This is a genomic window from Paenibacillus sp. 11B, from assembly GCF_030487755.1.
GTDB lineage: Bacteria > Bacillota > Bacilli > Paenibacillales > Paenibacillaceae > Paenibacillus > Paenibacillus vandeheii.
Genome location: NZ_JAUKNS010000001.1, coordinates 610,753 through 624,803, shown reverse-complemented (window position 1 = coordinate 624,803; position 14,051 = coordinate 610,753). Strand labels below are relative to the sequence as shown.

Below are 14,051 nucleotides of genomic sequence, written 5' to 3'. Positions count from 1 at the left end.
TATACTGAAATGGAATGATAGTGAAAATTTAATTTGACAATGATAATCATTATCACATATGATTTTGATACATTCAAATATTACTTCTTCAGGGACAGTATAACATGATCAATAAAAAGTGAGGGAAAAATAGATGGCTAAATTGTTAGTGGCTTATGCAAGTATGACTGGAAATACGGAAGAGATTGCGGAACTGATCGTAGAAGGAATTAAACAAGGTGGGCATGAAGTGGATCTCAAGTCCGTCACGGATTGCAATGCATCTGATGTGCTTGATTATGATGGGTTTCTCATTGGAGTATACACGTGGGGAGACGGTGAACTGCCGGATGAATTCCTCGATTTTTACGAAGAGCTGGATGAGCTTGATCTGAGTGGCAAACGAGCTGCGGTGTTCGGAAGCGGAGATACTTCTTATGAGCAGTACTGTGGTGCCGTTGATCTCGCGGCTGCGAAGCTGGTGGAACGTGGGGCGGAGGTATCTCCAGAGATGCTGAAGATTGAATACAGTCCGATGGAGCAGGAGAAGGATACGTGCCGTGATTTCGGTAAACGGTTCGCTGCTGCCGGATTACAGGTGTCCTAATAACTCATGTTAAGACATAATGTTCAGGCAGCTTTGCAGCCGGGAATGTCAGACACCTCGGTACGGCTGCTCGAAGATTACAGATTGGAAGAGATGCTGCGCAGCCCGCATCGGTTCATCCGCCCGGAACCGGAGGCTGAGCAGCGCTCACCGCTGCAATGGAGACATCGTGTACAATATGCTGTCAGCCATGCAGTTAATGCTTTTTACAGTTTGGACCCGGAAGTGCGCAAAGAGGTGCCTGTACAGTATTTGCTCGAAAAGTGGTGGCCCAGAAAGGCAACCGGTTTCGAATCGGTACTTCATTATTGGGATGTAAAAAACAAAATTACGGATGAATTATCCCTCGCCATTGCCATGAACGATGATCTGAAGCATCCAACCATTTTGTTTGAACAATGGCGAACAGAGCTTCCTTCCTTGTCGATGCATCTGTCCATGATCTTTCAGGCAGCTTGGCAGCCAGAGGGCTGGGATTCACTGCTCATTCAAAAATTTATGGTTGTCCATGATCCAAACGTCGTTGAGGCATTCCAGCACATGGTGAGCGCGTTCTGTTGGGAAGCCTTTGGCAAGCTGCCAGGCATGATCGAAATCTATTGTTTACTCGAAGGCCGCAAGATTCGATACATCCCTGGACGTCAATCGCTTGTCCGTTCAATGGATTATATTCGATTGATTCGGGATAGCATTCCGATCGCAGAGAAGTTGGAATCTGACCAATTTACGGTTCGGGACAAAGTCAGAGTGCATGAAGAGGTTGATCGCTGGAGAAGTGAGACTGAACCGAAAAAAAACTGGTTGATGTGAAGAATGACAAGGGATGTTGTGATATAGGGTGCAGTTCAAGGAGGGATGAGCCATGTCTACCGGTTTGAGACAAGATGCAGCAAGCGGCAAGAAACGTACAGGAACTTGTGAATTCAGCCCGTTGCCCGTACCACAGTCGGTTATAAGACAGTTGCTGGATGAAGCAGATCCATCTTTATATGTGATGAGTTCAGAGCCTTGGCGGTTTATGTTGTTCGCCAGTGAAGGACGTCAACTGTATCTGGAGGCGGTCAGACAGAGTTATCCACCACATTTGGCAGATCGTTACGGGGACTGGGCTACATATCAATATACCGAAGCTATCCCGGCACATCTGGTTGTCGTCGCCCCTTCAAGTGCGAGGGAGGACCATTTAATGCCTGCAAAAGCCTGGAGCAAACGTTTTTGCATCCTGGCAGCGGAGCAAGGCTTGAATGCTGTCTGGAAGATCAATGACTATCAACAGCATCCCGTGTTTATGAATTTGATGGGTTTAACGAGTGAGGAAAAGGTATTGGGAGTATTCCACATCGGTTACGGAGACCAGTCTGCACTTCGGGATACTGATGCAGGCAGACCAGCCTCTGAACTGATGACGGTCTACGACCATCTGGTTTGAATGAGGGAATCCTCCCTCATTCTTATTTGCCGGTCTTGGAAATAAAATTACGAACGAGCTGACGATACGATTGATCTGCAGAGTATGCTGAATACATCCGGTTCGACACGGTGATTGTGTTGCCAAAAAAGAATCGTTCGAACTGGGTCTGTCTGCCTCCAAATGATCCTGCTCCAAGCTCCCAGATCAGGCGGAACAATGCGGTGCGTTCCTGGGATACCATATCGGTTCCTCTTAGGTAGATATCCAGGTGCGGCGCGATATCAGAGCGGAATTCTTCTTCCTGAGGCACCATAATTACGCCGCTGGAACCTAAGAGCTGCAGGATTTCAATCATCTCAGGATACAGCTTGGGGAACAAAAGGTTTGCTGCCATTAATGGTTTGGGGGCAGGTACAATAAATCCCCGTCCATCTGTTATAGCACCGGCTTCTGCTGCCAGAGCCAGTGCTTTTAACGTTTCAAGACCGGTAAGTACTCTGGCTGTTTTCTCTATCACATGAGTTTCGGCTACCTGGTCAAGCGTATCCGTGAGTAACTGAATGGTACCCAGAACAAATTCCGTTTTGGCAATATATCGGCATATGACCTGATGTCCCGCGTGAATGTGAAAATTGCTACCGCTAAAAAGCCGACCGGACACTTCTTCATTACCAGCGAAAAATATTCGCTCATGAGGAACAAGCACATGATCAAAAATGACGATGTTGTCCATCTCTTCATATCTGGAGCTGAGTGGATAGTTGAAATTGGATTCGGCTGCGTAGGTATCCCGACAGATGAGACTGATACCGGGCAGGTGATTCGGTACAGCAAAGGCAAATGAAAACGGATTTTCATCGTCGAACGGTGCTGGTGAAGGGGAAGGATACACCAGTATTTCGTCTGACGTGGCGGCCTGAGTCGCCATCATGAATGCACCATTGATGATCAGACCTTCTTCAGTGCGATCCACCACTTTTGCAGCAATGGAATCTTCGGTCGCATCCAACTGTCCTGAAATTTTACTGGCATGAGGCTGAATGAAAGCATGGGAGAGGGTAATGTCATTATCCCGGCAGTAGGCATAGTAGTTTTTCAAATTTTCGGCGTATTGTGGTGATGCTTCTTCAAGAATAGCTGCTCCGGTATAAAAGGCCATGATCGCTGTGTTCATATAGTCGGGTGATCGTCCCAGAAACCCATGATGTGTTCCTGACCAGATGCTCATTGCTTCTCGACGTCTGCGCAGATCATCCACGCTGGTTGGTGGCAAAAAGGATATGCCTACGGGTTTTCCATCAGCTGGGGACGCATAAGTCATTGTGTCAATAAAATTTGGATCGGACTGAAGATCATACAGTTTGGCTTGTGTATCCATCAAACCTGCAAACGCAAAATGTTCAGAACGTTTTCCGGTAACAAGCTCCCCTTTGTACCAGCAGGGGACAGTCTGGGCATCGATACGTTCAATATACTGTTTGCCACTTTTTACGGGCATCGTTACTCACCTCAATGATCTATTCGTTCATGGGCAGTTTGACTGCTCTCGTAGTGTACGTCAATAGTCAGTCCAATGTGCATGAAGAGAGGGGAGTTCAGATTTTGCAGAAAAGAGCTTGATAATAATTATCATTCTTGTTACAATAGCAAAAGAAAAAGGAACCGCGAAGGCTCCTTTAACTTGTACAATATGAATTTCTTCTTATTTTACTTCAAATGTTTTGCAATCCGTTTCAGCGGATTCGCTTACTTTTTTGGAACTGTGACTCACGATGTAGATTGAAGAAGCATTGCATTTGTTTTCTTGAGCCCAGTGACGACAGGAATTAACCTCACATAATACGTCTTTTGCCATGATTGTTAACCTCAATTCGATTGGATTACATTCGTTGGTATAAAGAACATCCGGAAATGACAAGTTGCCGCTTGTAAATCTGGAAAAATTTTGTGCTCTCTCACGTAAATGGAGGGCTTTTTTGCGTTATACACAACGATGCATATTTAGAATAGCAAATTTTTCTGCTGTAAGCAACAAATTGGACGACCTTGCCAAAACAATGATGGACGAGCCATGATAACTTTGCAATTCGGCCGCCATGTGTTATGATTTAATAGTAAAAATTACGATTAAAATAAGTGTTAAAATATGTATTAAGCAGGAATGAGAATGAATTGATAGGGTTTAATTTGGGATGACCCCCTGAAACATAGAAGAAGGAGAACGATCAACGATGAGCAAAACGAACCATATAAACCGGATTCCACGTGCAAAGGGCATCGATATGGCCGCTTTTTATTCACCGAAAGAGTGCGGACGAAAGGCAAAGCATATTGTATTCTCCGCAGATAATGAACGAGTGGTTGAAGAGTTTATTACCATTCTCGGTATGAAAGAGCAGTTTGCAGAGCACGATGTACCAATGCCGAACAAAATGGTAATGTTTGGTCCTCCGGGTACAGGCAAAACATTAACTGCCTTCCATCTTGCACACCGACTTCAGCTTCCGCTGGTTCTTGTAAGGCTCGATGCTATTATTCACAGCCATCTTGGGGAAACGGGAAGCAATGTTCGTAAATTGTTTGAATATGCACGGGTTAACCCCTGTGTGCTGTTCCTTGATGAATTTGATGCCGTTGGGCGTACACGTGAAAGCAATGATGAGGTTAAAGAAATGGCTCGTGTTGTTAATACACTGCTGCAATGCCTGGACGAATTCGAAGGAGATAGCATTCTTGTTGCCGCGACCAATCTGGAGACACAGCTAGATCAGGCGATATGGCGGCGATTTGATACCAAAATGACCTACGGGATGCCGGATGAATCGAGCCGAAGATTATATATCAGTAAGCTGATGGGGCAGTTTGAACAGGAGAGCCAAATGGAAGATTACACGTGTGAACGCCTCACAGGATGCAGTTATGCGGATGTAGAGCAGATTGTCTTAAAAGCAAAACGGAAAGCGATCATTGCGAGTAGCCCGTTGCATGAGCAACTCATTGATGACGCATATGCAGAATATATGCCGCGTGTACTGACCACATAGTTGTTTATATGAATATCAGTTACTGTCATCACATATCGAATAGCCCGGTTCCCATGAAGGAATGCCGGGCTATTTGATATTTCAGTGTGTTACATTAGTTATCTGCCTTTGGTTCTTTGGCATCTGAAGAAAGCTCGCTTATGACATGTGTATCGTGGTGCTACGCATTTGCCGTTGCCCGGTAAAGTGGTTCTATCTCTGGTTTTTCCGGACCCGACCAACGTGGCAAGGCTAAGGTGAACAAACTGCCCTCGGGACTGCTGGAAATCAGGTTTAAATCCCCTCCTTGGGCTCGAGCAAGCAGGCGGCTATAGGTCAGTCCCAAACCTAGCCCGCGGGTACGGCGTTTTTTAATCTCGCCACGATAGAAACGTTCGAAGATCTTGGGTTGATCTTCTTTGGAGATACCCGTACCGTTATCCTGTACATCAACAAACAGCTTGTCCGCCTCCGCACGCAAACGGATATGAAAGACGGCAGCTTGGTCGGAAGCTGCGGCTTGGAGCCCGTTATTGAGCAGGTTGACCATGATCTGCTGAATCCGAAGTGCATCACCGATGGTATAAAGCGTACCCGGAGGTATATGCAATTCGATCTCGGGAGACTTGTCCTCATAAGCGATTTTCCACTGATAGACAATCTCACCCACCAGCAAATTCAGATCTATACGTTCCCGGCGAACAGCAACACTTCCTGCGCTCATCGCATTATAATCAAGCAGGTCAGCGACCATGCGTTCCATCCGTTCGGATTCTTTGAGTGCAATGTCCAGAAATTCCTTTGCTTCTTCGGGACTGACGATATCATCCCGAACAGCCATTACAAGTCCTTTAATGGAAGTTACCGGTGTCTTCATTTCATGGGTTACCCCAGCAAGCGACAGGGCGCGCCATTCCTCCAACTGCTGCAAACGAATGGACATTTCGCGAAAGGATTCAACGAGTTCATTCATCTCCCGTTCCCGTGTGTTCAGATCCAAATTGACTTCATAATTACCGTTTCGGATCTGCTCTGCGGCATGAGCGACTTGGCGAATAGGCCTGGAGAGCTTGCGGGACAGGAGGTAGATCGTAAACCAACCACACAGGATTAATGCAACGAACAGGATGCACACCACCAGCATCGTTTCCGGATTGTATGCAATGGACTTTTTGGATTGCATGACCCACACTTTACCGAGCGTTTGATCGTCATCCGTGACGTTAACCGTCACCCCGGCAAATTTTTTGTTTCGGGGTTCACCCATATCGTCTGATAATCGGTTATACACATCCTGCTGCGTCATTTTCGGTTTGGAATAAATTAATTGGTTATTATTGTCCAGCACCATAATACAAAAGTAATTGTCCGTATTGAAAAGTTTGGTACGCTTGTCCACCAGCCTGTCGAGATCCGGAGGGACATGAATTTTATTCTCGGCTCCAGCTACCTTCTCGGCGATTTCCAGTCCCAGCAGTTGGGCCGTTTTGAGACCTTTCTCAATGGAGGTGGTTCTGATCCAGTAGAGTGCCCCTACAACAATAATGGTGAAACCGATGAATAGGATTAGAAAATATCGAAGCGTCCAGTAGGACAGAATGGATGTTTTACGTTTTGGCGTATTTCCTTTTAGTTGGCGATCCAAAATTGATACCCCATTCCCCGTAAAGTCCGAATTTCTCCTGTTTCCGGCAACCAGTGGGATAGTGCCTGACGCAGCCGTTTGATCGACAGGTCCACAGCCCGGTCACTTCCGTCATAGTCCATGCCCCAGACCTGTTCAATGAGATGATCCCGTGTAAATGTTCGGTTAGGATATTCTGACAGGAACAGGAGCAGGGACAAATCTCGTGGTGTCAGGGCAACCTCTGCTCCGTTCAAAAGTACCTGTTTGGCAGCCAGATCAATAACCAGATTGCCAAAATAACGTTTGCCTTCACCACCAGCTGTCCAGTGTGGATTGCGGCGAAGTACAGCATTGACGCGGGCTACGACCTCCTCAGGCACAAAGGGTTTGCTCATATAATCGTCAGCACCGGCATTCAGACCGTTCAGACGGTCCTGAATATCATCCAGTGCGGTTAGCATGATGACGGGACAAGCACTTTTTTCACGAATCATTCGCAGCAGATCCCAACCGTCCATTCCAGGCAGCATCACATCCAGCAAGACCAGGGAAGGAACATCCGAATCAAATAGAGTTAGAGCAGTCGGCCCATCCGCTGCATGACGAACGTCGAATCCCGCTTTTCGAAGATAGGCAGCCAGCACTCGGGCAATCGCCTGCTCGTCTTCGACGATGAGTATGGATTTCGAGAAGGTGTCTCCTTTCACTTCAGAAGCTTGTGTACTGATTTTACATGAGCGGAAGCACAATGCCAATGAGGCAATTATTTTCAGAAAAAATGCGTTGTACGTCATTTCTTGACGTCATCCTGACACATTGGGCTGTTAAGATGCTGATACATAACCAACTTATACAGTTACCCATTGGAGGAGAATAGAGATGAACAAAAAGGCAAAAACATGGATGATCTCAGGTGCGGCAGCAATCGTCATTCTTGGGGGCGGAGGTTATTATGTCGCGAACAGTTACCTGGGCAACAACGTCGAGATTGAGCAGGTGCTTCCTGTCAGCACCGCCGCGTCCACAACGGGAGCAGGATCGGACAGTGGCACAAGCGTATCCAACGAAACAGCCGCAGCAGGGCAATTGAATGGAGACTGGAGCATCAGCGAAGGTTCGAAAGTATATTTCTCGGTAACGACATCCCGGGAGACGGTTAATTTTGCGGACGAGCAGGTCAGCGGTAACCTGACCCTTAATGTAGACGATGCTTCCCAGATGAAAGCGGATGGACAGATTGAGATGAGTGCCATTGATTCAGGTAATAGCGAGCGGGATGCACATGTGAAAGAAGCTGATTTCTTCGATGTTTCCACCTATCCACAAGCTACATTTACCGCTACCTCATTTGAAGGTGTGCCAATGGAATGGCCTGCAGGCCAGACAGTGGATTTTAAGATGAACGGAACCCTTACGGTAAAAGGGATTGAGAAAGAGGCTACATTTGACGTAAAAGCCGCTTATGAAAATGACCAGGTGCTGTTGTCCGCCACAACGATGGTTACCTTTGAAGATTTTGGTATGGAAAATCCACATTCGGTAGTTCTTTCTACTGAAAATGACATTCAGGTACAACTGGAACTGAAGCTCAGCAAATAAGCATTTGAACTACAAGACCCGAATCTGTTCCAATCCGCCGGTGTGGTGGAGGGGACAGATTTTTTATGTTAAGAATGGGAATCGATCCGCGTTGAGCAAGGAATTACCAATCAATCTGTTAAAATAACTGCTGTTTCCTTGGGATAATACCGTGTCCTCGTTTATTGTAAAGCGCTTACAATGATAATGATTTACAACATTCATTGTTTAACTTGAACCAAACACGATAAGGGGGAGATTAAGCATGCACAAAAGATACATAAGCGGCTGTCTCGTATTACTGATGTTGTTCTGTGATCTGGGTCTGATGGCTCGACCAGCGGCAGCAGCGAAGGTAAACGTTGCACTGGGCAAGACGGTAACAGTTAACTCGGAGGATCTGCAGTGGGGGGGCAATAAAGAGAACGCAGTGGATGGCAAAGACAATACGAAATGGAGTGCGAACACTCCTACTTCAGTGGATCAACCGCACTGGTTGACGGTCGATCTGGGAGCTTCATACCATCTTTCCGGCGCGGAAATAACGTGGAAGGATGCAAACGAGGTGGTGAAGTTTTTGGTTGAAGTTTCGGAGGATGGAAATACCTGGACTTCGGTAGCGGATCAAACGACTAACGAAACGCCCCAGAGTGTAGCCAATCTGGATTTTCAGGCGGACGCAGTTCAGTACGTAAAGGTCACGATTCCTTATTATGCGGGTACTGACTGGTGGCCTGGCATTTCCGAGCTGCAAATCTGGGGCGAGAAAGAGGTACGTGACCCGGCAGATATCAAAAGTTACGATGCAGTCAACGTATCTACCGTAAGCCGGAGCGCGCCTGTTTTGCCTACTGAAGTCACGGCATATTACCAGAACGGTAAATCGGGCCTTGTCCCTGTCAAATGGGAGGTAATTGAACCATCACAGTATGCTTCAGCACGTAGCTTTACCGTTACAGGTGATGTCTATGGAGCTCCCCTTCAACCGGTAGCTACCGTTACGGTGGAAGGCTATCGCAGTGATTTTGTCAGAGGGGTGGATATTTCCACGTTAACAGCCATTGAGGATAATGGAGGCTACTATCTGGATAGTAATGGGGCAGAACGCGATCTGCTCGATATTCTCAAAGACCGTGGTGTGAACTATGTTCGGCTTCGTCTGTGGAATGATCCACAGAAATCGAATGGATACAACGACAAGGACGATGTGATTCGTCTTGCTCAGCGGGTAAAAGAGAAAGGCATGAAGATCCTGCTGGATTTCCATTATTCCGATGAGTGGGCACATCCGGGTCAACAGCTTCGTCCCAAGGCTTGGGAAAACCTCTCGTTCGAAGAACTGAAGACGGCGGTGTATGAATACACGCGTGAAGTGGTAGGTGAAATGAAGGATGCGGGCGCCATGCCCGACATGGTACAGATCGGTAACGAAATCAACAGCGGTGTGTTAAACGGATTGAATAGTAAAGTCAATTTTGATGAAAACGTGGCATTGCTTAAGAGTGGAGTGGATGGCGTTCGCGCAGTCCAAGACGGAGAACAGGTTCAAATTATGATCCATCTGGCAGAAGGTGGGAAAGCAGATACATTTGACTGGTATTTCGGCGAATTGGAGGATAAGGGACTGCAGTACGATATTATCGGTCTTTCCTATTATCCCTTCTGGCACGGAACATTCGCAGATGTGCGCAAAACGATGAATGAGGTATCCGCGAAATATGGAAAAGAAGTCATTATTGCCGAGACGTCATATCCATTCTCGTATAAAAACGGGGACGCGCACGGCAACATTATTGGCAACCCGGAAACGCTGAATGTGGGAGGTGCTACCTTCCCGGCAACCGTACAGGGACAATATGATGCGATTGCAGGCATCATGGACATGATTTCTCAAGTTCCGAATCAGAAGGGAGCGGGTTTCTTCTATTGGGAGCCTGCATGGATTGCGGCCGATGTAGGCTGGATCGCTTCCGAGGGAGACGCATGGGAGAATCACGCCATGTTCGATTATGACGAATACCCGGCGAATGGCGGTTACTCGTATGAAGGTCGTGCCCTGCCATCGCTGGATGTGTACAAACGTGGACTCGACATTCTGCCCGCAGATCGGAAAGAGCTGTCGGCAGCCATTACACGTGCACAGTCACTTGAATCCAGCGATTTCACACCTGAAAGCTGGCCCGCATTAGCTCCTGCCATTGCAGCAGCAGAGAATGTTTACAAGCTGGCTTATACATCAGGTGGTGTGACACAACAGGATACGGATGCTGCGGCGACCAATCTTCATGCGGTTATGCAGCAGCTCGACGTTATACCTGCGAACCGGAACGCTCTTGAGGCGATCATTGGAGAAGCCAAAACATACAAGGAAACAGACTGGTCTGCTGCAACATGGGCTGTATTGACCAAGGCTCTTGTTCGGGCAGAGCAGGTAATGGCAGATCCAAGATCAACCCAGACCGAGGTGAATACATCAGCAAAACAAGTGGAAGCAGCAATCCAGGGTTTATCCGATGTGGACAAAACCGAGTTGACACAATTCATTGGTGAAACACAACAACTGACCGAATCGTCCTATACACAGCGAAGCTGGGCAAACCTGAAAGCAGCATTGCTATCGGCAATCAAGGTGAGAGACAAGCAGGATGCCAATCAGACCGAGGTGCAAGAGGCTTTGGCTACGCTTCAAAAAGCAAATAACAACCTTATTTTACTGGAAGCATTAACAACAGGCAAAACAGCTACTGCATCAAGTAGTGCAGGTACAGGTGGTGGAGAAGCCAACTCGCCTGGGGGTGCAATCGACAGCAATCCGAATACTTCATGGGGAACGGATAGAAGTGTAGGAAGTTGGTGGCAAGTGGATCTGGGAGCGACAGCCGTGATCCGCAAGCTGGAAATGTCCATGTGGAGCGGGGGGATTAAATACAAGATCGAAGTATCCAATGACAATGAGAACTTTGTCAAAGTCGTAGATACGACAAGTGATGTAGTAGTATCGACCAATCCAAGACATATCCTGCCTGCAGGCACGGAGGCGCGTTATATTCGTCTTACTATAACAGCAGGTTCTGAGTGGGTAGGCTTTATGGATTTTGAAGCGTACGGGGTGTTCCCGGCGGACAAATCTGCCCTGGAGACAACAGTGAATTCCGCTGCGAAGCTGCGTCAAAGTGAATATACAGCTGTAAGCTGGAATGTGTTTGCACAGGCATTGTCGTTGGCCCGCTTGCTCATTAATGATGCAGAAGCCAGTGCACAGGAAATTAGTGGCGCGGATACCGCATTGAAGGAAGCAGTTAGCCAGCTTGTATTGCAAGAGTCGTCCCCGGGTCAGCCGTCCCAGCCCGGTCAACCTGCGCAGCCTTCCACGCCTGGATCATCGCAGAATCAGAATCCAGGCAATTCTTCTGTAACGCCATCTGTTGAAACGGGCAATTCAGGAGAAAGTGGTTCCATTACTTTCAAAGGTACAAGTACGGGATCGGGCACATATGTGATCCAACCTGATATGAAACAGTTGTCTCAATTGATTCAAGGAATGGCAGCAGGGAGCAAAAAGCTAACGTTGATTGCAGATGTTCCCAAGGATTCCAAAGCTGTAACCTTCCAGCTAAATGCCAACCTACTTCAAGAATGGGCACGTACTGAGGCATTACAGTCGCTGGAGCTGACGATGAAACAGACTTCTGTTCGCATCCCACTAAGTTCACTGAAGGATATCCGTAGCGAAGATGTGGCTACAATGGATGTCATTCTGGCAGAAGACTCCACCGCTAATCTGTCTGAAGCGCAAAAGAAAGCTATCGGTAACCGCAACGTGGTCAGTGTGGATCTACTGTTGAAAGGGCAGCCGTTGCAGTGGACAGATCGAGCCATTGAAATGACGATGTCGAATGTGCAATATTCAAATGCAGAAGACGTTGTGCTGGTTATCCAATCCCTTTTGCCAAATGGTGAAATGAAACCAGTAACCTTTACCCAATATGATGAAACGACCAACAGTCTGGCTTTCAAGCCGCTTCAATCAGGCCGTTTTGTGATTACTGAAGTACAGGTGCCTTTAAATGATCTGCAATCTTACTCCTGGGCCATAAAAGAGGTGCAGAATCTGTATGGCAAAGGAATCATTTCAGGCATGACAGATACCAAATTCAGTCCGCAAGCAGAACTGACACGAGCACAATTTTTGCAAATGATTATTAAGGGCATTGGCGAATCACGCTTGCCGGATACATCCACTTCAGCTCCAATGGATGTGACGAGTAATCAGTGGTACTCGGATTCCGTACGCCTTGGTCTGGAGATGGGAATAGTACAAGGCAGAGCGGACGGATCATTTGGAGCGAATGAACGTATTTCGCGTGAGGACATGGCAGTGATGTTAAACCGTGCTATACAGGTCATGAAGCAGGACGCCAGTGCAGTCGTTGATTCGTCGTCCAGCAGTGCAGGATTTCATGACGACGCAGCTATCGCTGCATATGCAAAACAAGCTGTTGCAGCGATGCAGGAGCAAGGCGTGCTTAAAGGTATGGCAGATGGTACATTTGCGCCTAAACAGCATGCGAACCGTGCACAGGGTGCAGTCGCTGTAGCCAGAATGATGGAACAGATCTATTCATTCTAGTGCGCACATGATATAGGGATCGGGTCTTTCTGGCTCGGTCTCTATGTTTATGTATACCATTAAAATGGTGGACAGTTCTTAGCCTATTCTGCTATGATTCAAATGATAATGATTACCATTATCATAATAAGCGTTGAATTATAGGAGGCCGTCATGTTTATTTTTAAATCCAAATCGATTCTGTACATTTGCACGTTATTCATTGTATTTACGCTTGTTCTTGCGGGCTGCGGAAATACCGGTACAACCAGTAATGAAACGGGGAGCGAATCAGGGCAGACGACTGAGAAGCAAGAATCCGCTGGAGCCGATACAGCTCAGAACGAATCAACGGAAAGTGAAACACGTGATTATGAGACGGATAAAGGGACGGTTACCATTCCTGCACATCCGAAGCGCATCGTGACCGACTACTACGGGGGCGAAATTCTGTCTGTAGGCGGTAACCTGATTGGTGTGGAGCCAAGTGCCTTTGATAATCCGTTCATTAAGGACAAGCTCAAAGACACCACAGATGTGGGTTATCCGGTGAACGTGGAAAAGACGCTGGAATTACAGCCTGACTTGATCGTCGTGATGTACGATGAAAACTACGAGGAACTGTCAAAGATTGCACCAACCGTGCATATCCCTTACGGCACAGCAACAGATATCTACCAGACAGTCGAGCTGTTTGGTGATTTGATTGGTCAACCGGAGCAGGCGGAGGCGTTTATTGCCGATTATGAGAAAAAGGCAGCAGAAGGACGCGAGAAGCTAAAAGGCATTGTGGACGAGAATACAACCGTTGGGTTATACGAGTTGACGGACAAAGGGGATCTATGGATCTTTGGGGACAACGCAGGCCGGGGTGGACAAGTCGTATATAATGCTTTGAAGCTGAAAATGCCGAGCAAGGTGAGCAAAGACAATCAGACCGTGCAGCTTTCGCTGGAAGTTCTGCCCGAATACGCTACCGATTACATGTTCATGACGGTGTATGATCCAGAGAAAAAAGGTGAAGCGCTGAAGGAATTCAAACAGTCCAAAGTATGGAACGGTCTGGATGCCGTGAAGAATCACCGATTCTTCGAGAATGATTTTGACACATTCTATCGATATGATCCGATCGCTATTACAGCCCAGATTGATTTGTTTGTTGATCTGATCACGAAGAGCGCTGAACAAAATAAATAAATAAATAACAAGTTGCTTAG

Annotated in this window: 11 protein-coding genes; 7 read left to right on the top strand and 4 right to left on the bottom strand. The window is 47.1% G+C overall.

Annotated features, from left to right (window positions below; translation table 11 throughout):
- Positions 1-133 precede the first annotated feature (133 nt).
- The 3 genes from Q0V21_RS02710 to Q0V21_RS02700 are packed head-to-tail and all read left to right on the top strand — an operon-like array spanning position 134 to position 2,015.
- Positions 134-586, top strand: a complete 453-nt coding sequence (locus tag Q0V21_RS02710; RefSeq protein ID WP_079349348.1) for a flavodoxin — start codon at positions 134-136, stop codon at positions 584-586.
- 6 nt (positions 587-592) lie between these two features.
- The gene (locus Q0V21_RS02705; protein ID WP_301877467.1) at positions 593-1,396 is read left to right on the top strand and encodes a hypothetical protein; all 804 of its coding nucleotides are present in this window, start codon (positions 593-595) and stop codon (positions 1,394-1,396) included.
- Between the two features lie 52 nt (positions 1,397-1,448).
- Positions 1,449-2,015, top strand: coding sequence for a nitroreductase family protein (locus Q0V21_RS02700; protein WP_285080203.1), 567 nt, complete (start codon positions 1,449-1,451; stop codon positions 2,013-2,015).
- Between the two features lie 22 nt (positions 2,016-2,037).
- Here the strand turns inward: Q0V21_RS02700 and Q0V21_RS02695 are convergent, their stop codons facing one another.
- Entirely contained in the window at positions 2,038-3,495 is a 1,458-nt protein-coding gene (locus Q0V21_RS02695) for a 4-hydroxyphenylacetate 3-hydroxylase family protein (protein ID WP_301877466.1), read from the bottom strand.
- A 204-nt stretch (positions 3,496-3,699) separates the two neighbouring features.
- A complete protein-coding gene (locus Q0V21_RS02690; RefSeq protein ID WP_072733378.1) occupies positions 3,700-3,852 on the bottom strand; it encodes a DUF1540 domain-containing protein in 153 nt (50 codons plus the stop codon).
- A gap of 376 nt (positions 3,853-4,228) precedes the next feature.
- On the opposite strand from Q0V21_RS02690, the gene Q0V21_RS02685 reads away from it, so the two are divergent.
- A complete protein-coding gene (locus Q0V21_RS02685; protein WP_301877463.1) occupies positions 4,229-5,041 on the top strand; it encodes an AAA family ATPase in 813 nt (270 codons plus the stop codon).
- A gap of 160 nt (positions 5,042-5,201) precedes the next feature.
- Here Q0V21_RS02685 and Q0V21_RS02680 read toward each other — a convergent pair whose 3' ends face one another.
- Positions 5,202-6,665, bottom strand: coding sequence for a sensor histidine kinase (locus Q0V21_RS02680; protein ID WP_301877462.1), 1,464 nt, complete (start codon positions 6,663-6,665; stop codon positions 5,202-5,204).
- Positions 6,650-7,441, bottom strand: coding sequence for a response regulator transcription factor (locus tag Q0V21_RS02675; RefSeq protein WP_301877461.1), 792 nt, complete (start codon positions 7,439-7,441; stop codon positions 6,650-6,652). Before Q0V21_RS02675 ends, Q0V21_RS02680 begins: the two co-directional genes overlap by 16 nt.
- 85 nt (positions 7,442-7,526) lie before the next feature.
- Between Q0V21_RS02675 and Q0V21_RS02670 the strand changes: the two genes are divergently transcribed.
- The 3 genes from Q0V21_RS02670 to Q0V21_RS02660 all read left to right on the top strand — a co-directional run bounded on the left by Q0V21_RS02670 (position 7,527) and on the right by Q0V21_RS02660 (position 14,031).
- Positions 7,527-8,246 (top strand): YceI family protein, encoded by a 720-nt coding sequence (locus tag Q0V21_RS02670; protein WP_301877460.1) that lies wholly within the window; start codon positions 7,527-7,529, stop codon positions 8,244-8,246.
- 244 nt (positions 8,247-8,490) lie between these two features.
- Complete coding sequence (locus tag Q0V21_RS02665) at positions 8,491-12,855, top strand: glycosyl hydrolase 53 family protein (RefSeq protein ID WP_301877459.1); 4,365 nt, start codon at positions 8,491-8,493, stop codon at positions 12,853-12,855.
- 159 nt (positions 12,856-13,014) lie between these two features.
- A complete protein-coding gene (locus Q0V21_RS02660) occupies positions 13,015-14,031 on the top strand; it encodes an iron-hydroxamate ABC transporter substrate-binding protein (RefSeq protein WP_483312363.1) in 1,017 nt (338 codons plus the stop codon).
- The last annotated feature ends 20 nt before the right edge of the window (positions 14,032-14,051 follow it).